14 protein-coding genes, 1 tRNA gene and 1 pseudogene are annotated in these 18533 nt (G+C 66.8%); 13 read left to right on the top strand and 3 right to left on the bottom strand.

Going from position 1 to position 18533, the window contains the following annotated elements; genetic code table 11:
* Positions 1 to 147: 147 nt before the first annotated feature.
* Positions 148 to 2124 carry an acetate--CoA ligase gene (gene acs / locus JF66_RS08750; protein WP_035877092.1) on the top strand — a complete coding sequence of 659 codons (1977 nt, stop codon included), beginning with the start codon at positions 148 to 150 and terminating at the stop codon, positions 2122 to 2124.
* 76 nt (positions 2125 to 2200) lie between these two features.
* Here acs and JF66_RS08745 read toward each other — a convergent pair whose 3' ends face one another.
* Both JF66_RS08745 and JF66_RS23545 read right to left on the bottom strand, forming a co-directional pair.
* Positions 2201 to 2671, bottom strand: coding sequence for a RidA family protein (locus JF66_RS08745; protein WP_035877091.1), 471 nt, complete (start codon positions 2669 to 2671; stop codon positions 2201 to 2203).
* A 2-nt stretch (positions 2672 to 2673) separates the two neighbouring features.
* On the bottom strand, positions 2674 to 2850 hold the full coding sequence (locus tag JF66_RS23545) for a hypothetical protein (RefSeq protein WP_197059367.1): 177 nt from the start codon (positions 2848 to 2850) through the stop codon (positions 2674 to 2676).
* Between the two features lie 50 nt (positions 2851 to 2900).
* On the opposite strand from JF66_RS23545, the gene JF66_RS08740 reads away from it, so the two are divergent.
* The 5 genes from JF66_RS08740 (at position 2901) to JF66_RS08720 (ending at position 8986) form a co-directional block, all read left to right on the top strand.
* Positions 2901 to 5477, top strand: coding sequence for a transglycosylase domain-containing protein (locus JF66_RS08740; protein WP_051973315.1), 2577 nt, complete (start codon positions 2901 to 2903; stop codon positions 5475 to 5477).
* Positions 5474 to 6532 (top strand): metallophosphoesterase, encoded by a 1059-nt coding sequence (locus JF66_RS08735; protein ID WP_081882255.1) that lies wholly within the window; start codon positions 5474 to 5476, stop codon positions 6530 to 6532. Before JF66_RS08740 ends, JF66_RS08735 begins: the two co-directional genes overlap by 4 nt.
* 84 nt (positions 6533 to 6616) lie before the next feature.
* Positions 6617 to 6690 (top strand) — tRNA-Pro (locus tag JF66_RS08730).
* Positions 6691 to 6774: 84 nt separating this feature from the next.
* The gene (locus JF66_RS08725; protein WP_035877090.1) at positions 6775 to 8277 is read left to right on the top strand and encodes a DHA2 family efflux MFS transporter permease subunit; all 1503 of its coding nucleotides are present in this window, start codon (positions 6775 to 6777) and stop codon (positions 8275 to 8277) included.
* Between the two features lie 217 nt (positions 8278 to 8494).
* Positions 8495 to 8986 carry a VanZ family protein gene (locus tag JF66_RS08720; RefSeq protein ID WP_051973314.1) on the top strand — a complete coding sequence of 164 codons (492 nt, stop codon included), beginning with the start codon at positions 8495 to 8497 and terminating at the stop codon, positions 8984 to 8986.
* 197 nt (positions 8987 to 9183) lie between these two features.
* Here JF66_RS08720 and JF66_RS08715 read toward each other — a convergent pair whose 3' ends face one another.
* The gene (locus JF66_RS08715; protein ID WP_035877089.1) at positions 9184 to 9954 is read right to left on the bottom strand and encodes an HAD-IIB family hydrolase; all 771 of its coding nucleotides are present in this window, start codon (positions 9952 to 9954) and stop codon (positions 9184 to 9186) included.
* Between the two features lie 330 nt (positions 9955 to 10284).
* Here JF66_RS08715 and JF66_RS08710 point away from each other — a divergent pair, with 330 nt between their 5' ends.
* The 7 genes and pseudogenes from JF66_RS08710 (at position 10285) to JF66_RS08680 (ending at position 18478) form a co-directional block, all read left to right on the top strand.
* Positions 10285 to 11250, top strand: coding sequence for an ROK family protein (locus JF66_RS08710; RefSeq protein ID WP_197059366.1), 966 nt, complete (start codon positions 10285 to 10287; stop codon positions 11248 to 11250).
* Positions 11251 to 11371: 121 nt separating this feature from the next.
* Positions 11372 to 12346: an ROK family protein gene (locus tag JF66_RS08705; protein ID WP_081882254.1), complete on the top strand. Its 975-nt coding sequence runs from the start codon at positions 11372 to 11374 to the stop codon at positions 12344 to 12346.
* A gap of 171 nt (positions 12347 to 12517) precedes the next feature.
* Positions 12518 to 13797 (top strand): annotated as a pseudogene (locus tag JF66_RS08700) (extracellular solute-binding protein).
* A gap of 37 nt (positions 13798 to 13834) precedes the next feature.
* Complete coding sequence (locus tag JF66_RS08695; protein ID WP_369797979.1) at positions 13835 to 14773, top strand: carbohydrate ABC transporter permease; 939 nt, start codon at positions 13835 to 13837, stop codon at positions 14771 to 14773.
* The gene (locus tag JF66_RS08690) at positions 14770 to 15594 is read left to right on the top strand and encodes a carbohydrate ABC transporter permease (protein WP_035877088.1); all 825 of its coding nucleotides are present in this window, start codon (positions 14770 to 14772) and stop codon (positions 15592 to 15594) included. The genes JF66_RS08695 and JF66_RS08690 overlap by 4 nt, the downstream gene beginning before the upstream one ends.
* Positions 15591 to 17159: a glycoside hydrolase family 3 protein gene (locus JF66_RS08685; RefSeq protein WP_035877086.1), complete on the top strand. Its 1569-nt coding sequence runs from the start codon at positions 15591 to 15593 to the stop codon at positions 17157 to 17159. The genes JF66_RS08690 and JF66_RS08685 overlap by 4 nt, the downstream gene beginning before the upstream one ends.
* Complete coding sequence (locus tag JF66_RS08680; RefSeq protein WP_051973311.1) at positions 17156 to 18478, top strand: anhydro-N-acetylmuramic acid kinase; 1323 nt, start codon at positions 17156 to 17158, stop codon at positions 18476 to 18478. Before JF66_RS08685 ends, JF66_RS08680 begins: the two co-directional genes overlap by 4 nt.
* Positions 18479 to 18533: the final 55 nt, after the last annotated feature.

Here is an 18533-nt window from a genome sequence, read left to right as displayed (position 1 = left end):
GCTTCGGGGGCACGCGACGAGCGAATTTGTGAGTACAAATAGGGCCAAAAATATCTCGTCGTGAAGACACCTTGGTTGGCGGTATGGTTCAGGTGTGGCGAGCCCACGCCTGCAGTTATAAGCATCGCAAAGGAGCGACACCAAAACATGAGCGTTCAGATTGATCACCTCCACAGCGAATCTGGTAAACAGCGATTCGCGCCAACGCCCGAGTTTTCTGCCCAGGCCGCAGCAAACCCGGAACTCTATGCCGATGCTCGGGCCGACCGTCTCGGTTTCTGGGCCGACCAGTCCCGCGAGCTGCTGCACTGGCACAAGCCCTTCACCAAGACCCTCGACTGGACGAACCCGCCGTTCGCCAAGTGGTTCGACGACGGAGAACTCAACGTCGCTTACAACTGCCTCGACCGCCACGTGGAAGCCGGCAACGGCGATCGCGTCGCGCTCCACTTCGAGGGCGAGCCCGGCGACTCTCGCGACTTCACCTATGCGGAACTCACCGCCGAGGTCAAGCGCGCCACCAACGTTCTGATCAAGCTCGGCGTCAAGACCGGCGACCGGGTGGCCATCTACCTGCCCATGATTCCCGAGGCCGTCATCTCGATGCTGGCCGTCGCTCGCCTCGGCGCCGTGCACTCCGTCATCTTCGGCGGCTTCAGCGCCGAGAGCCTGCGCTCACGCATCGACGACGCGAACGCCGTGCTGGTGATCACCGCCGACGGCGGTTTCCGCAAGGGACGCATCTCCGCGCTCAAGCCGGCCGTCGACGCCGCGCTGCAGTCCGGTGATTCCACCGTGAAGAACGTCCTGGTGGTCAAGCGCACCGCCCAGGACGTGGAGTGGAACGACCGCGACCTGTGGTGGCACGACGAGCTCGCATCCGTCGAGGCCGAGCACGTGGCCGAGGCCTTCCCCGCCGAGAACCCGCTGTTCATCCTCTACACGTCCGGCACGACCGGCGCGCCCAAGGGCATTCTGCACACCAGCGGCGGCTATCTCACGCAGGGCGCTTTCACGCACAAGAACGTCTTCGACCTCAAGCCGGAAACGGATGTCTACTGGTGCACCGCCGACGTCGGCTGGATCACCGGACACACCTACGTCGTCTACGGTCCCCTCGCGAACGGCGCCACCCAGGTGCTCTTCGAGGGCACCCCGGATTCGCCGCACCCGGGACGCTGGTGGGAAATCATCGAGAAGTACAAGGTGAGCATCCTCTACACGGCACCGACCGCCATCCGTACCTTCATGAAGCTCGGGCGACAGATTCCGCAGAAGTTCGACCTGACCAGCCTGCGCGTGCTGGGCTCGGTGGGCGAGCCCATCAACCCCGAGGCGTGGATGTGGTACCGGGAGGTCATCGGCGGAAACCTCACCCCCGTGGTCGACACCTGGTGGCAGACCGAGACCGGCGCCATCATGGTCTCCGCTCTCCCCGGAGTCACCGAGACCAAGCCCGGCGCGGCCCAGGTCGCCATCCCCGGCATCGCTATCGATGTGCTCGACGATGACGGCACTCACGTGGGCCACGGCAACGGCGGCCTCCTTGTGGTGACCGAGCCCTGGCCGGCCATGCTCCGTGGCATCTGGGGCGACCCGGAGCGCTTCAAGGAGACCTACTGGGACAAGTTCGAGGGCACCACGGGCGCCAAGGATGGCCCGCTGTACTTCGCCGGCGACGGGGCACGCCTCGACGACGATGGAGACATCTGGCTGCTCGGACGCGTCGACGACGTGATGAACGTGTCGGGCCACCGCCTCTCGACCGCTGAGATCGAGTCCTCCCTCGTGGCGCATCCGCTCACCGCGGAAGCGGCCGTCGTGGGGGCGTCCGACGAGGTGACCGGCCAGGCCGTCGTCGCGTTCGTCGTGATCAAGTTCAGCCAGGCCGAGACGGCCTCGCACGAGGACATCAGCGCGGTGCTGCGGGCGCACGTGGCCCAGCAGATCGGTGCCATCGCCCGACCGCGCGAGATCTTCATCGTGGACGAGCTGCCGAAGACCCGGTCCGGCAAGATCATGCGTCGCCTCCTCCGCGACGTGGCAGAGGGCCGCGAGGTCGGCGACACCTCGACCCTCGCCGACACCTCGGTGATGCAGATCATCACGCAGAAGATGAAGTAACACCGCTCCTGCCAGAAAAGGCCGCTTCCCGAAAGGGAAGCGGCCTTTTTGTGCGCGTGCGGTGCGCCTGCGTGGGTCAGGCGAAGGCGACGATGAACTCGATCTCGACCGGGGCGTCGAGCGGCAGCACCGCAACGCCCACGGCGGAGCGGGCGTGCTGGCCGCGCTCACCGAAGATCTCCGCGAGCACCTCCGAGGCGCCGTTCACGACACCGGGCTGGCCGGTGAACGCGGGGTCGGAGGCGACGAAACCGGTCACCTTGACGACCTGGGTGATGCGGTCGAGCGATCCGATCGCGCCCTTGATCGCGGCCAGGCCGTTGAGCGCACACTGGCGCGCGTAGGCCTTGGCATCGGCGGCCGGCACGAGGCCGTGACCATCGCCGACCTTACCGGTGGCCGGCAGCGCTCCCGCCACCATCGGCAGCTGGCCGGCGGTGTACACCAGGGAGCCGGCGACGATGGCCGGAATGTACGCGGCGACCGGAGCCACAACGGGGGGCAGCTCGATGCCGAGCTCGAGAAGGCGTGCTTCAACCTGCGACATGGCTAGGCCCCTTCCACGGTTGCAGCGGATGCGATCGGGCGCTTCATGTAGGCCACGAGGCCGCCTTCGGGCCCGGTGACGACCTGAACGAGCTCCCACCCGTCAGAGCCCCAGTTGTTCAAAATTGCGGCGGTGTTGTGAATCATCAACGGCGTTGTGAGGTACTCCCAGGTGGGCATGTGTCTCCTATTGAGGCGGATATCCAGATTTGTCGTTTACGCTCAAGTCTATGTCTGCCAAAAAACGCACGATGAGCGGGGCCCTCGCGGGGTTCCTGGCCTTCATCGGTATGAGTGTCGTCGCCGGAATTCTTGTCACCGCCGCCGTCACCCCCGCCCTGGCTCTGTCGGGTATGGCCGCCAGCAACACCATCAACGTGTTCGAGAACATGCCGGCCTACCTGTCCATCGATCAGCTGGCCCAGAAAAGCAACATCTACGCCACGCAGGCCGACGGCACCCCGGTCTTGCTGGCCTCGTTCTACGAGCAGAACCGCGTCGAGGTGGCCTCCGACGCCATCAACCAGTTTGTGAAAGACGCCGCGGTGACCGGTGAGGATCCCCGGTTCTTCGAACACGGGGGCATCGACCTGCAGGGAACCGTCAGCGGAGCGGTCACCACTCTCGCCGGCGGAGCGACGCGAGGCGGATCATCCATTACCCAGCAGTACGTCAAGAACGTGCTCGTGCAGAAGTGCGAGGCGCTCAACGACCCCGAAGCAGGCAAAGCCTGCTACGCGGATGCGACAGAGGTGTCAATCGACCGCAAGCTCAAGGAAATGCGCCTCGCGATCGGCGTGGACAAGAACTACGCCAAGGAAGACATCCTTCGCCAGTACCTGAACATCACCGGCTTCGGCGGCAGCGTTTATGGCATCGAATCCGCCGCGAACTACTACTACAACACCACCGCCGCGAACCTCACCCTCCCCCAGGCCGCGAGCCTTGTGGCGATCGTGAACAACCCCGTGCGCTTTCAGCTCGACAAGCCGGACAGCGAAACCAACGGCGCCGCCAACGGGTACGCGGCCAACAAGGTGCGCCGCGACTACATCCTCGGCGAGATGCTGCAGTACAAGAAGATCTCGCAGGAAGACCACGACGCGGCCGTTGCGGCCCCGATCGAGCCCGCGATCACCCCGTCGGCCACCGGCTGCCAGACCGCGGGGGCCAGCGCATACTTCTGTGACTACGTCACGCACATCCTCAAGACGGACCCCACCTTCGGCGAGGACGAGGACACCCGCCTGTCCAACTTCCGTCGCGGCGGTTACAACGTGTACACCACCCTCGACATGGACCTGCAGAACGCTGCGGTGGCCACCCTCGACAACAACGTGCCGAAGTCCGTCCCCAACTGGGACGTCGGCGCCGTCGTCTCCAGCGTGGGAGTCGGCACCGGCGACGTGCTGGCAATGGCCCAGAACAAGGACTACACGCAGGACCCCAACCAGACCGGGGCTAACTTCACTGCCATCAACTACAACACCGACTACGCCATGGGCGGCTCGGGCGGCTTCCAACCGGGATCGACCTACAAGGTCTTCACCCTGGCCGATTGGTTGAAGGAGGGGCACACGCTCAACGAGCGCGTCGATTCGGCGCGCAAGTCGAACTGGGGAACCTTCACGAACTCCTGCGGTGCCACATCCTTCCCCGGCTACAATCCCCGCAACGACACCTCGGGAGAGAACCGGTCGAACTACAGCGCTCTGGAGTCCACCATCGGCTCCATCAACACCGGATTCCTCGGCATGGCCAAGGAACTCGACCTGTGCGAAATCAAGAACACGGCGGAGTCCTTCGGCGTGCACACCGCCACCGGCGCCGACCTCGAGACGGGTGCCAGCTCCGTGCTCGGCACGAACGTGATCGCCCCGCTCACCATGGCCGTGGCGTTCGCCGGGATCGCCAACAACGGCTCGACCTGCTCGCCGATCGCCATCAAGTCCATGGTCGCCGCCGACGGCACCGAGATGCCCGTGCCCAAGTCAACGTGCACCCAGTCGGTCGAACCGGAGGTCGCGGCCGGCATGACCTATGGGATGCAGCGCGTGATGACGAGCGGAACAGCGCGGGAATCCTACGGGGCCACGTCGCCCCGGGTACCGATGATCGGCAAGACCGGTACCACCGATGACGCGAAGGACACCTGGATGAGCGGCGCCAGCAGCAAGGTGGCCACGGTCGTCGGCGTCGTCAATGTCAGCGGGCCGTACAAGAGCCAGCGCAGCAGCAGCAACAAATTCGCGAGTGGCCCGGCGTCGACCGCGCGCCACCGCATGTGGCCCGACATCATGAGCGTCGCCAACGCCAAGTACGGCGGAGACGCCTTCATGGAGGCATCCAGCACCGTGCTGCGGGCGGTCCAGGTCAACGTGCCTGACCTGCGCGGCAAGTCCATGGCCGAGGCCCAGTCGACCCTGGAAGCAGCCGGCTTCGTCTTCGCCGACGGCGGCGTGGTTGACTCCGAGCTGCCCGCCGGAACCGTGGCGAGCACCGATCCGGCTGCCGGCACCAACGCCGACCGTCGATCGACGGTGACCGTGTCATCGAGCAACGGAAGCGGGGTGGTCATCCCCGATGTCGTGGGCAAGAGCGAGGCAGACGCTAAAAAGACGCTGAGCGGTGACCCGTACAAATTCACCGTGACCGCTCGTGAACAGGTCGTCACCGACAAGAAGCAGGACGGCCAAGTGCTCTCTATGGAGCCGGGCGCCGGCACGGGAGCCAAGCCCAACGACACCGTGACAATCGTCGTCGGGAAGTTTGATCCGGCCGCGGCCGTGCCGGGACCAAACGGATGAGTCGGGTCAGTCCCGCCGACATCCTCGATCTTCTGACGCTTCAGGATGCCGTCCATGGGGATCGCACGCCCGCACGACGGATCGGTGGCGGCCGGATCGTGGCTGCCGCATCCGTCGCCGCGGCCGCAGCGGGCCTCACGGCCTTTGCCTGGGGCGCGCTCGTGGAACGCAACCGCTTCACCCTGCGTGAGGTGAGCGTTCCGGTGCTCGCCCAGGGCTCGGCGCCGATTCGGGTGCTGCACATCTCCGACCTGCACATGGCCCCGTGGCAGAAAGACAAGCAGGAGTGGATTCGCAGCCTGGCCGGGGTGAAGCCGGACCTGGTCGTGAACACCGGTGACAACCTCGGCCATGCTGACGGCATCGACGGCGTCGCCTACGCCCTTGCTCCGTTCCAGGACGTGCCCGGGGTCTTCGTGAACGGCTCGAACGACTACGTGGGGCCGCAGCTGAAAAACCCGTTCCGGTACTTCTCCGGCCCCTCCAAGCGACGCCTCGGCGGACCCCACGAGAACCTCGACACCGATCGCCTGCGCACCGTGTTCACCGACCTGGGCTGGACCGATATCAACAACGCGGCCGAGGCGCTCGACCTGTGCGGCACGCACGTGGAGTTCTTCGGCGTGGACGACCCGCACATCGGCCGTGACCGCCTCGACCTGATCACGCGGGCAATCGACGATCTGCGGGCGAACGACCCGCTGTCCGACGAGCGCTGGCCCGACCCGGGTACCGCGGCCGAGCCGCGGCCCACGCTGACGATCGGCGTGACGCACGCGCCGTACCAACGGGTGCTCAACTCGCTCGTCAACCACGGCGCGCAGCTCATCCTCGCGGGTCACACGCACGGCGGGCAGGTGTGCGTGCCCGGTTTCGGCGCGCTCGTGACCAACTGCGACATTCCCCGCTCCCAGGTGAAGGGGCTCAGCCTCTGGAACCTCGGGTTGCGCACCGCGTTCCTCAACGTGTCGGCCGGGCTCGGCACCTCGATCTACGCGCCGGTGCGCTTTGCCTGCCGGCCCGAGGCCACGCTGCTCACCCTCACCGCCGCCTGAAGCGAACCTTTTCGAACGGATGCCCCGGCTCGGTTCGCAACGGAGGCCCCGAAGGCTCTATACTGATTGAGGCCCACGGGCCATCGGGGTATGGCGCAGCTTGGTAGCGCGCGTCGTTCGGGACGACGAGGTCGCAGGTTCAAATCCTGTTACCCCGACAGTTAGCCTCAAGGCCCCCACTCAGTCGAGTGGGGGCCTTAGAGTTTCCCTCGACACCAGAACATCTCGAACGAACGGCGCCCATGTCGAAATCAGAAGCACAACTCCGTTCCGCCCCGGTCGTTTCCCGCCGTGCCTGGCAGTCCCTCATTGTGCTGCTCGCCGGAATGTTCATGGCCCTGCTCGACACCACGATCGTGAACGTGGCGTTGCCGACCATCCGCACCAGCCTCGACGCCTCGGAGGCGACCCTCTCCTGGATCATCTCCGGCTATGCGCTCGCCTTTGGCCTCGCGCTGATCCCGGCCGGGCGTATCGGCGATCGTATCGGACACAAGTGGGTGTTCTTCACCGGGCTGGCACTGTTCACCGTGGCCAGCCTCGCCTGTGGGCTCGCGCAGAACGACCTGCAGCTGATCATCGCCCGCATCGTGCAGGGCCTGGCCGGCGGAATCTTCGTGCCTGCAGTGACCGCCGTCATCCAGCTGATGTTTCCGCCGATGGCCCGCGGCAAAGCCTTCGCCATCATGGGTTCGGTCATCGGAGTATCCACCGCGCTCGGCCCGATCGTGGGCGGGCTCATCATCCAGGCCTTCGGCGACGAAAACGGCTGGCGCCTGGTCTTCTGGGTGAACCTCCCCATCGGCATCGTCGCCCTCGTGGCCGCCGCCCGGTTGCTGCCCTCCCGCGCGGAGGCATCCATAGCCGGCGGAGCGACGCCCGGCACGTCGGCACCCGCACGCATCGCGCTCGACTGGGTAGGCCTGCTGCTCGTCTCTGCCGGTCTCGTGGCTCTGCTCGTGCCGCTGATCGAGGGTCAGGACCAGGGGTGGCCCTGGTGGACCTTCGTCACGCTCGCCGCCGCCGTGATTCTGATCGTTCTCTTCGGCTTCTGGGAGGTCGCGTACACCAAGCGCGGACTGAACCCGATCGTGCCGCCACGGCTTTTTCGCCACCCGGCATTCACGGGCGGTGTCATCCTCGCGCTGGTGTACTTCGCCGCCTTCACGAGCATCTTCTTCACAATTTCGATCCTGTGGCAGGCGGGACTCGGACACACCGCCCTCGAGTCGGGTCTCGTATCGATCCCCTTCGCGATCGGCAGCATCATCGGCGCCTCACAGAGCAACCGGCTGTCCCAGCGCCTCGGCCGCACCGTGCTCGTGATCGGCGTCACCCTCGTGACCGTTGGCCTCGTGTGGATCTGGCTCGTGCTCCTTCTGACGCCGGTGGGCGACCTCACCAACTGGCATCTGCTCACCCCGCTTCTGATCGCGGGCCTCGGCAGCGGATTGTTCATCGCCCCGAACGTGCAGTTCATCGTGGCGACGGTGGACCGGTCGGAGGCCGGCGCGGCGAGCGCCGTCGTCGGCGTCATGCAGCGCGTGGGCAGCGCGGTCGGGATCGCCGTGATCGGCAGCGTGCTGTTCGGATCACTCGTGGTGACCGGACCTACCCCGGACGCGCTGGCGGTCGCGTTCACCGACAGCGCCACGAGTGCGATGGCCGTCAGCGCCGCGTTCAGTGTCGTGGCCCTGGTGCTCGTGTTCGCGCTGCCGAAGCGCGTCGGTGGTCGCCCGGCCTAGGGCGGTGAGAGAATGAAGAAGCGCCGGAGATCCCCACTTCACGGCTAGAAATGGTCTTTGTGGGCAGAGAAGTCTGGCTTTTGCCTGCCGATTCCCCGAAGAATCGTATTGATGACTCCAGGTGCTCCGGGAATGTCTAGTATGGGCAGTTCAATGGTGAGCGGTCAGGCATCGACGCGATCCACCCACTGACCGTTCGCAACGTGGAGGTGAGGGCATGGACGCGATCCGATTTCGACGACACACCGCGCTGTACCGCGCCGCGATCGTGGTCACGGTCGGCTATCTGCTGGCCCTGGCACTGATCGCCTTCTGGCCGACCCCTGTCGACAAGGAGGCGCACGTTCCACTCGTGTCCCTGCTCGGCTGGTTGCAGGGCCACGGGGCGCCCGGATGGCTGACTTACACCTTCGTGGAGTTCTCCGCGAACATCGTCCTCTTCGTGCCGGTCGGTCTTCTCGCGGTCATCCTTCTGGGCGCCCGGCGATGGTGGTGTGCCATCGTGGTGGGCTTCGTGGCCAGCTGCGGCATCGAGCTGGGCCAACTGCTCTTTCTGCCCGCCCGATACGCCACCTCCGGCGACGTGATCGCCAATACGCTGGGCGCCGCGCTCGGTACCGTGCTCGCTCTCGCGCTGATCGCACTCGTGCACTTTATGCCGGCACGCACCCCGCTACCCCCGATCACTCGGCGGGTTCCCGCGCCATAGCGAGGCATCCGCTTGGCCCGCACACCTAGACTGGGTGCTGTGCTTTCCGCGCTTCGCCGATCGGTCCGGCAACTGCTGAACCGACGTCGACTCTGTGCCCTGTGTGGCGCCGCCACGCCGAACCCGGCGACACGCTACGGGCGCTTCCGCTTCTGCTCGCGCGAGCATCTGGCCGAATGGCAGGCCAGCACGGTTCTTTAAGCGGACGCCGTCAGGGTGGGGATGAGCTCCTCAAGGAATGATGCGGTGTCGAGCCAGCCTTCCACAGCCACACACTCCACGCCGAGCACTTTCACCGGATAATCGTTGCCGTTTTCATCCAGGCGGTCGCCCACGAACAGCATGTCGGAGAGCGGCACGCCGGTGAGTTCCGCGAGGCGTTTCATGCCGTAGGCCTTGTCGATCCCGCGTCGGGTGATGTCGACCGATGTCGACCCGCCCGAACGCACCTCAAGATCCGGCAGAAGCGCCTGCACCGCTTCGCGCAGGGCGTTCTTCTTGTCGCCACTCGGGTCCCAGAGCACCTTGTTGGCCACCGGAGCCGCCTGGCCGAGGGCAGAAAACGTGATCTGGGATCCGCGATCTTCGAGAATGTCGCCCCACGTCTCGGATTCCCAGAAGCCCAGCTCGCGAGCGGTCTTCTCGACGGCGCTGAGCGCGCGCGCCTTCTCGTCGTCGCTGAGGTTTTCGGCGTAAATCTGGTGCCAGGACCCCGCTGAATGGCGGTAGTACTGCGTGCCGCAGGTGGGGAGCAGGTAGAGACGGGCGAGGGCCTCGTCGCTGACGCCCTCGAGGTTGTCGATCAACTGCATCTCGAACTGGCTGAACCGCCCGCCCGAGATCACACAGACGTCGGCCACATCCAGCAGACGCACCAACAGCGCAGCCATGCGCGGGTCCAGCGGGGACTTCGACGCGGCAAGGGTGTCGTCGAGGTCGAAGGCCACGATACGGGGGAATTCAGGCATGAGTGCGGTTCCTTACGATCGGTGCCCGGAGATTCACCGGCCCGCCGACCGCCTCGCATGAGCGAGTTTTAGCCTACCGGACGACCCCCTGCCTCGCCGAGGTGCACGCGAGTGCTGCCTCAGCGGATGCCGCCGTAGAGCTCGCACGCCCGAGCGATCGGTGCCATGCGGTTGCTTCGTCGAGAAACCGACCCCTAGGATGTTTATTACCCCGAATGTACACAACATACTTATAAGTATGTTTATGCGCCAAGCTGATCGTGAGATTTGCTGCCCGCCTGAACCCGTCCACGTCGACACGCGCATACGATCATGAATTTCGAGGATTCCGTGAAACCCCCAGTTGCATCGGCCAGCGATCAGCCCTGGCCACTCGGGCCCGGGGCAGCGGTACTCACCTTCGATGTGAGCGGTCCGCAGACGAAGGCCGCCCTGTTCGACACCGATGGCGTGATGCTCGGCCTCAGCCGAACGTTGATCCCCTCGCCGACCACCGCCCGAGACACGACGGAAGCGCTCCTGGCGCATGTGGAAGACCTCACGACGCAGTTCGCTCGCGATTTTCCGCTCGTCACGCCGTCGGCTGCCGGCCTGATCGGAGCCGGAATCGTCGACGACCGGGAAGGTATCGCCATTCTCTCCGCGAGCCTGCGCTGGGCTAATGTGCACTACAAAAACCTTGCCCAACACCGACTTCAGTTGCCCTCGTCCTTCTCCAACGCGGCTCGCGCAGTGGGCGAGGCCGAATTCACCCTCGGTGCCGGCCGCACGCACAATAATGTGGTCGTGATCAAGCTGGGCACCCTGATCGCGGCGTCCCTCTTCATCGACGGGCGCTCCCACGATGGTGGCGGTTTCGCCGGCGGCCTCGGCCACACCATCGTCAACCCACAGGGCGACCGGTGCGTCTGCGGGTCACGCGGCTGCCTGCAGACCGTGGCATCCAACGGAGCTCTGCTCAGCCGTTACACCGACCTCACCGGCGAAACGCTGGCCACCTGGGAGGAGGTGCTGGCACAGTCCCGCCAGTCGAACGCGGCAGCGGCACGGGTGTGGAACGAGGCCCTCGATGCCCTCGCGCTCGCTATCTCTCATGTGACCGCCGTGCTCGCGCCCGAAGCCGTCGTCATCAGCGGGGGGCTCGCACACGCCGGGGAGGAGTTCTTCGCGCCCTTACGCCGACGGCTCGATGGCCTGCTGAGCTTCCACCGCCGTCCGCTGCTGACGCCCGCCCTGTTCGGCCGACATGCCGGACTCGTGGGCGCGGCACTGCGCGCGCGCGCCGCCATGCTCTAATCGAGCGGCGTTCGGTACCGCCCCGTTCGATCCGTTCTCAGCTCGACAGCTGGTCCCCGGCGGTAGGGTGAACTGACCTGTACACGCCGTCCTCGTTAACCGCCATTCGGCATTTAGGCTCGTGATCACCCTGGTTCCCCTTCTCGTCCCCCGCAGCGCCCAGGCCCTTCCGCTCGGACCCGGACCAGCCGTCATCACATTCGACATGCAGAAGGCCGTCACCACCGCGGCGCTGTTCGATCGCGACGGCATCATGCGTGGGCTCAGCCGCGGCCCCTCCCCGCTCCTCGATGGGGAGACCAGTGTCGGTGAGGCCGCCATGCTGCAGGTCGAAGACCGGACAACGCAGTTCGCCCGTGATTTCCCGGAGGTGACCCCGACGGCCATCGGATTGATCGGGCCTGGCGTCGTCGATGACGCCGAGGGCATTGCCATCCTCTCTGCAGATCTTCGCTGGGCGAACGTGCCCTACAAACGGCTGGCGGAGCGTCGCCTCAAACTGCCGTCCTCGTTTTCCAGCGACGCCCGGGCCGCGGGCGAGGCCGAATTCCAGCTCGGCGCGGCCCGACCGTACAACAATGTTGTCGTTCTCCGCCTCGGAGAACGCATCGCGTCAACCCTCTATGTTGATGGTCGAATGCACGGCGGCGGCGGTTTCGCGGGAGGTCTGGGGCACACCATCGTCGACCCCAACGGCCGGCGATGCGCCTGCGGATCGCACGGCTGCCTGCAAACCGTGGCGTCGACCGGTGCCATCGTGGACTGCTACGCCGAGCTCAGCGCCGAGGCGAACGTGACGATCGACGAGGTCTTCGCTCGGGCCCGCCGCGGCGACCAGACCGCGAGCCTGGTGTGGGCCACCGCCCTCGATGCCGTGACCCTGGTCATCTCTCAGATCGCTGCCGTGCTCGCGCCCGAGGCCGTCGTCATCAGCGGCGGCCTCGCCGCAACGGGCGACGAGTTCTTCCTTCCCCTGCGCCATCGAGTGAATGCCCTCCTGAGCTTCCACCGTCGCCCCGCCCTGCTGCCGTCCATGTTCGACGGTAATGCCGCACTCGTCGGAGCCGCCCTGCGCGCCCGAGCGATCGCCGCCTGAGCGTTTTCCACCGCGAATGCCGCGGCCTGCGCGGGCCCGGCCGTGCATCTGCGGTCACGAAACGGCATCACTCAAGAAAATAGTTTGTGTTTGCATGTCCTAATGGGGATAATTATTTTCAGTTCCTGTGGGCCGTAAGGCCTCGCATCCACGTTTCACTGAGGAGACTGAATGAAGAAGCGCTACCTGTCCGTCGCCATGCTCGCCGTGGCCGCCCTCGGCCTCACCGCCTGCTCAAACGGCGGCGATACCCCTGCGAGCGGCGAGGGCGACACCCTCAACGTGTGGATCATGCAGGGCACCAACCCCGATACGGAGGCCTTCTTCGACACCGTGGGTGACGCGTTCACCGAGAAGACCGGCGCCACCCTCGACGTGGAATACGTGCAGTGGGCGGATGCGCACGACCGGTTCGTCACATCCATCGCCGGCAACACGACCCCCGACGTGGCCGAAACCGGCACCACCTGGACCGCGGAGTTCGCCGATTCCGGTGCCCTTGCTCCGCTCGATGACTACGTCTCGGCGGCCGGACTCGACGGCGACCTCGTGCAGGGCCTCGTCGATGCCGGCACCTACGACGGAGAGCTGTACGGCATGCCTGGTACGCCGGAGTGCGCTCGATCATCTACCGCGCCGACGTGCTCGCCGACCTCGGCCTCACCCCGCCGACGACCTGGCAGGACATCGTCGACGTGGCCACCGTCATCCAGGCCCAGCGCCCCGAGCTGATCCCGTTCCCCGTTCCCGGAGACGCCGAAATGCTCGCCTACCCGTGGGTGTGGGGCGCCGGCGGCGAGGTATCCGTGCAGGACGGTGACCAGTGGGTCTCCGGCCTCGCCGATCCCGAGGCGCGCGAGGGCATCCAGTTCTACACCGACCTCGCCACGAAGCACGGCTTCTCCTCGGCCGGCGCCACGACGTGGAAGGAGACCGACGTGCTCGACAACTTCGCACAGGGAAACGTGGCGATGGCGATCAGCGGATCGTGGACCCCCGCGACCGTGCTCGAGAAGGCACCCGACCTCGCCGGCAAGATCGGCGTCGTACCGATCCCCGGCACGACCGAAGGCATCAGCCCGTCGGTGCTCGGCGGCTCACACCTGAGTATGTTCAACACGGCCGAGAACACGGACCTCGCCTGGGAGTTCATGCAGATGATGACCACCGGCGAGTTCGCCCAGCAGTGGGCAGACCAAACCGGCTACTTCCCCGGCACCGAGTCCCTGCTGCAGACCACAATGGAATCCGACGACCCGCTCGTCAAGCCCTTCGCCGAGCAGATGGTCGACGGCGGCGCCTCCCTTCCCGTTACCCCGAAGTTCGGTGCCGTGCAGGCCAAGAAGACCACGAACGCCATGATGCAGGCCATTCTCTCGGGCCAGAAGACGGTCGATGAGGCCACGGCGGATGCCGCGAAAGAGATGAACGACACCATGAACGGCAACTAGACCCGTGGCCGCTCTCCTCGAGCGCTCGGTGGGCGACGTGCGCACCCGCCCGTCGCCCACCGGCCGCCGCGCCCCCCGGCGCCTGATCACCCTCGCGAAGGCGCGCCCCTGGCTGCTGCTCACCCCGGCACTCGTGCTGCTGGGTGTGCTGCTGCTGTGGCCGCTCGTGCGGGTGTTCCTGTTCTCGCTGCAGGACTACGGCCTGCGCGAGATCGTGAGCGGGGAGAGCAACTACATCGGTTTTGCGAACTACGCGGAGATCTTCGGCAACTCCACCCTCTGGACCGTGGTGCTGCCCAACACCGTGGGCTTCGCCGTGATCGCGGTGACGGCCACGGTGGTCTTCGGCACCCTGGTGGCGCTGTTGATGGCCTCGCTCGGCATGTTCTGGCGCACGGTCGTGGGCAGCGCCATCATGGTCGCCTGGGCCATGCCCGCCGTCACCGGCACGTACGTATGGATCTGGATCTTCGACGCCGACCAGGGCCTCGTCAACGAGACACTCAAGGGCCTCGGTCTGATGGACGAGTCGTTCAACTGGTTCACCAACCCGTTCACCTTCTATGGCATCGTGGCGCTCAACATCGTGCACCACGGCTTCCCCTTCGTGGCCATCACGGTGCTCGCCGGGCTGCTCGGCGTGCCCAAAGAGATGCTCGAAGCCGCTCAGATGGATGGCGCGGGGCCGATCCGCCGCTTCTTCCAGATCATCTACCCCACGCTCAAACCCGTGTTCGCGGTGGTCGTGATCCTCTCCACCATCTGGGACTTCAAGGTCTTCGCCCAGATCTACCTGATGCCCGGCGGATCGGGCTCCAACCGCGAGGTGCTCAACCTCGGCGTCTGGTCGTACGTCGAGTCGTTCGGCCAGAACCGCTACGGCTTCGGTGCCGCAATCGCGGTGCTGCTCACCGTGCTGCTGCTCATCATCACCGCCATCTACGTGCGCACGCTGTTCAAGGAGGAGAAGGTATGAGGCGCCGCAAGGGCAACCTCGTGAAGGGCGTGCTCGTGGCCCTGCTGCTCGTGTTCACGCTCTTCCCCGCGTACTGGATGGTCGCGAGTTCCTTCGACGCGCAGGCCTCGAGCGGTGGCCAGTCGCTGCTGCCGAAGGAGTTCACCCTCGACAACTACCGTTTCGTGCTGAGCGAGGGCGGCTTCGGCACGTTCCTGCGCAACTCGGTGATCGTGGCGTTCTTCACCGTCATCGTGTCCGGGATCGTCGCGCTGCTGGCATCCGTGGCCGTGGCCCGGTTCAAGTTCAGGTTCCGTACCGGCATCCTGATTCTCATCCTCACCGTGCAGATGGTGCCGCTCGAGGCCCTCGTGATCCCGCTGTTCGTGCAGGTGCGCGACCTGCAGATGCTCAACACACTCCTCGGGCTCGTCGTGGTGTACCTCGCATTCTCGCTGCCCTTCGCAATCTGGATGCTGCGCGGCTTCGTCGCCGCTGTTCCCGTGGAACTCGAGGAGGCCGCTTACCTCGACGGTGCAAGCTGGTGGCGCATGTTCCGTTCGGTGCTGCTGCCGCTCGTGGCTCCCGGGCTCGTGGCCACGAGCGTGTTTTCCTTCATCGTGGCCTGGAACGAGTTCATCTTCGCCATGACGCTGCTCGGCGGCGCGACAGAGAATTACACGGTGGCGATCGGCCTCAAGCAGTTCTTCGGCGTGCACTCCAACGACTGGGGCTCGGTGATGGCGGCCTCGACGATCATCACGATCCCGGTGATGATCTTCTTCATCATCGTGCAGCGCAAGCTCAGCGGCGGCCTCGTCGCCGGGGCGGTCAAGGGATGACCGTCGACCCCGCCGCGCTGCGCCTGGTGAACGGCGTGCTGTGGCCCGGTTTCAGCGGCCGCACGGTGCCCGACTGGCTCGCACACGCCCTCGACGATGGCCTCGCCGGCGTCGTGTACTTCGGCCAGAACATCGACGAAGCGGATACCGACCAGCCCGCCCGCCTCTCGCGAGCGATTCGCGGCATCCGCTCGAACGCCCTGATCGGCATCGACGAGGAAGGCGGCACCGTGACCCGGCTTGAGGCGTTGCGCGGCTCCCGCTTCGCCTCGCACGCCCAGCTCGGTCGCCTCGACGACCTCGACGCGACGCGGCGCACGGGCCGCATGATCGGTGCCCAGGCCGCCGCGGCGGGCGCGACCGTGGTGCTCGCGCCGGTCGCCGATGTGAACACCAACCCCGCCAACCCGGTGATCGGCGTGCGCTCGTTCGGCAGCGACACCGCCCTCGTCGCCCGCAACGTGGCCGCCATGGTGCGCGGTCTCGCCGAGTCCGGAGTGGCCGCGTGCGTCAAGCATTTTCCCGGCCACGGTGACACGCACACCGACTCGCACCTCGCCCTGCCGCGCCTCAATCTGTCCTGGGCCGAGGTGCAACGCGACCACCTGCCACCGTTCGTCGCCGCGATCGACGCCGGAGTGCGTGCCGTGATGACGGCGCACATCGTGCTGCCGCACTTCGGCGAGCTGCCCGCCACTCTCAACCCGCGCGTGCTCGGCCTGCTGCGTGAGATCGGTTTCGAGGGCGCGATCGTGACCGACGCGCTCGACATGGCCGCGATCCGCTCCACGTTCGGTGCGGGCCCCGGCGCCGTGCGCGCCCTGCTCGCCGGCGCCGATCTGCTCTGCATCGGCAACCCCTCCAACCTCGGCCCGAACCAGGGCCGCACGACCGACGAGGAAGACTACCTCGAGGTGCGAAACTCCCTACTGGCCGCCCTCGACGACGGCTCGATCACCGCGGCCACGCTCGAAGCCGCCGGCGAGCGCACCGCCGAACTCGCCCGCCCCGCCGCGAACACGACGACCCCGGGCACCGGATGGTCCACGGATGCCCCGGCCCGCGTTGACGACAGCGCCCCGGGAATCGACGCGGCAGAGAACGACGCGGCGCAGACCGACGCGGAAGGCAGCCGGCGAATCGTCCGTGCCGCCATCGCGGTACGCGGCGAGCTGTGCCCGCTCCCCCGAGCCCTCACGGTGATCGACGTGCGCGACCGTCCCAGTTTCGCGGAGGGCCCGCGGCCCGATGTGTTCTCCACCGAGCTCGCGCTGGCCTTCGAGCTCACCCGGGTGGTCACCGGCTCGGCGCCCGCCACCGCCCTGGATGCGGCCCGGGCGGTGCCCGTCGGCAACGCCCTGGTCGTGCTCGCCGACCGGCTCGCCGTGCCGGGGCCGCAGAGCGACGCCGTGCACGCGCTGGCCGCGCTGCGCTCCGACCTCGTAACCGTGAACGCCGGCCTCGCTGCACGTGCGGGGAGCGGCACGGTCATCGACTGTTTCGGAGGCTCCCTCGTCACCGCCCAGGTGGTTCGTGAGCTGCTCGAGGGGGTGGTGCCGGCATGAGAATCCTTTCCCTGCAATCGGGCACATCCGTTGACGGCATCGACGCCGTCATCGTCGACATCGACGCCGACGACGACTCCCCGACCCCGTCGCTCACCCTGATGCCCCTGTACTCGGGCACGTCCGACTGGCCGTCGACGCTGCGCTCCCGGATTTTCGCGCTGGCCGACGGCTCCCCGGCCGACGCCCGGGAGCTGTGCGCGCTGAACACTCTCGTGGGCCAGCAGTTCGCCCGCGCGGCCGCGGAGGCCCTCACCGCGGCAGGCACCCCGGTCGACCTCGTTGTGTCCCACGGGCAGACCGTGTACCACTGGGTCGACGCGGGCCATGCCCGCGGCACCCTCCAGCTCGGCGAGGCGAGCTGGATCGCCGAGGCCGCCGAGGCGCCCGTACTGTGTAACCTGCGCGCGGCCGACGTGGCCGCCGGTGGCGAGGGAGCCCCGCTGATGGGAGTGTTCGACCGCGCGTGGCTCTGCGGCGCCGAGAGCGCTGACTCCGGTTCGGCCACCCTCAACCTCGGCGGCATCGCCAACCTCTCGGTCGTGGCCGACGGCCGCGTGCGAGCCTGGGACACCGGGCCAGGCAACGCCCTGATCGATGCCGCGATCGTCCGCGCCACCGCGTCGACCACTCACGAGGATTACGACCGAAACGGATACCGGGCCGCCGCCGGCCGGGTCGAGGAGCGCGTGCTCGCCGCGCTGCTCGAGCATCCGTTCCTCGCCCGACGAGCACCGAAGTCCACCGGACGCGAAACCTTCGACCTCGCGTTCGTCGACGCGGCCGCCGACCGCCTCGGCTGCCGACTGGCCCTCAACGATCTCGTGGCCACGCTCACCCGCTTCACCGCACGCACAATCGCGAATTCCCTCGCGGCCGAGACTCACACCAGACCCACCCGCGTGATCGCCTCCGGCGGCGGCGTGCACAACCCCGTGCTAATGACCGAGCTTCGCCGGGAGCTCGACCGCCTCGGCATCGCGCTTGAGTCGAGCGCGCAGCACGGCATCGATCCCGATTTCAAGGAGTCCCTCATGTTCGCCCTGCTGGCATTTCTCACCTGGCACGGCATTCCGTTGGAGCTGCCGGGCACGAAGCCGGGTCGGGCACGTCTCGCGGGACAGCTCGCGTTCGCGCCCGGCGGCCTGGGCGATGTGGGCGGCAGAGCGCTCGCCGGCATCCGTTCGTTGCGTGTTCTGGCCGCAGCAGGAGGGGCGTCCCGTCCCTCGACCGCCGGTACACACGCAGCCCCGGGTGCGGCCACCCGAACAGCCGCGCCAGCCATGCCGCCCGCGCACCGGTCGGCGGGGATCTCATGAGCGCACCCGTGCTGCTGGCGATCGACCTCGGCAAGACGAGCTGCCGCGCCCGTCT

The sequence above is a fragment of the Cryobacterium sp. MLB-32 genome (assembly GCF_000738085.1).
In the GTDB taxonomy this organism is placed as follows: domain Bacteria; phylum Actinomycetota; class Actinomycetes; order Actinomycetales; family Microbacteriaceae; genus Cryobacterium.
Note: the sequence above shows the minus strand (reverse complement) of the source record. Positions and strands in the feature narration are given on the sequence as shown.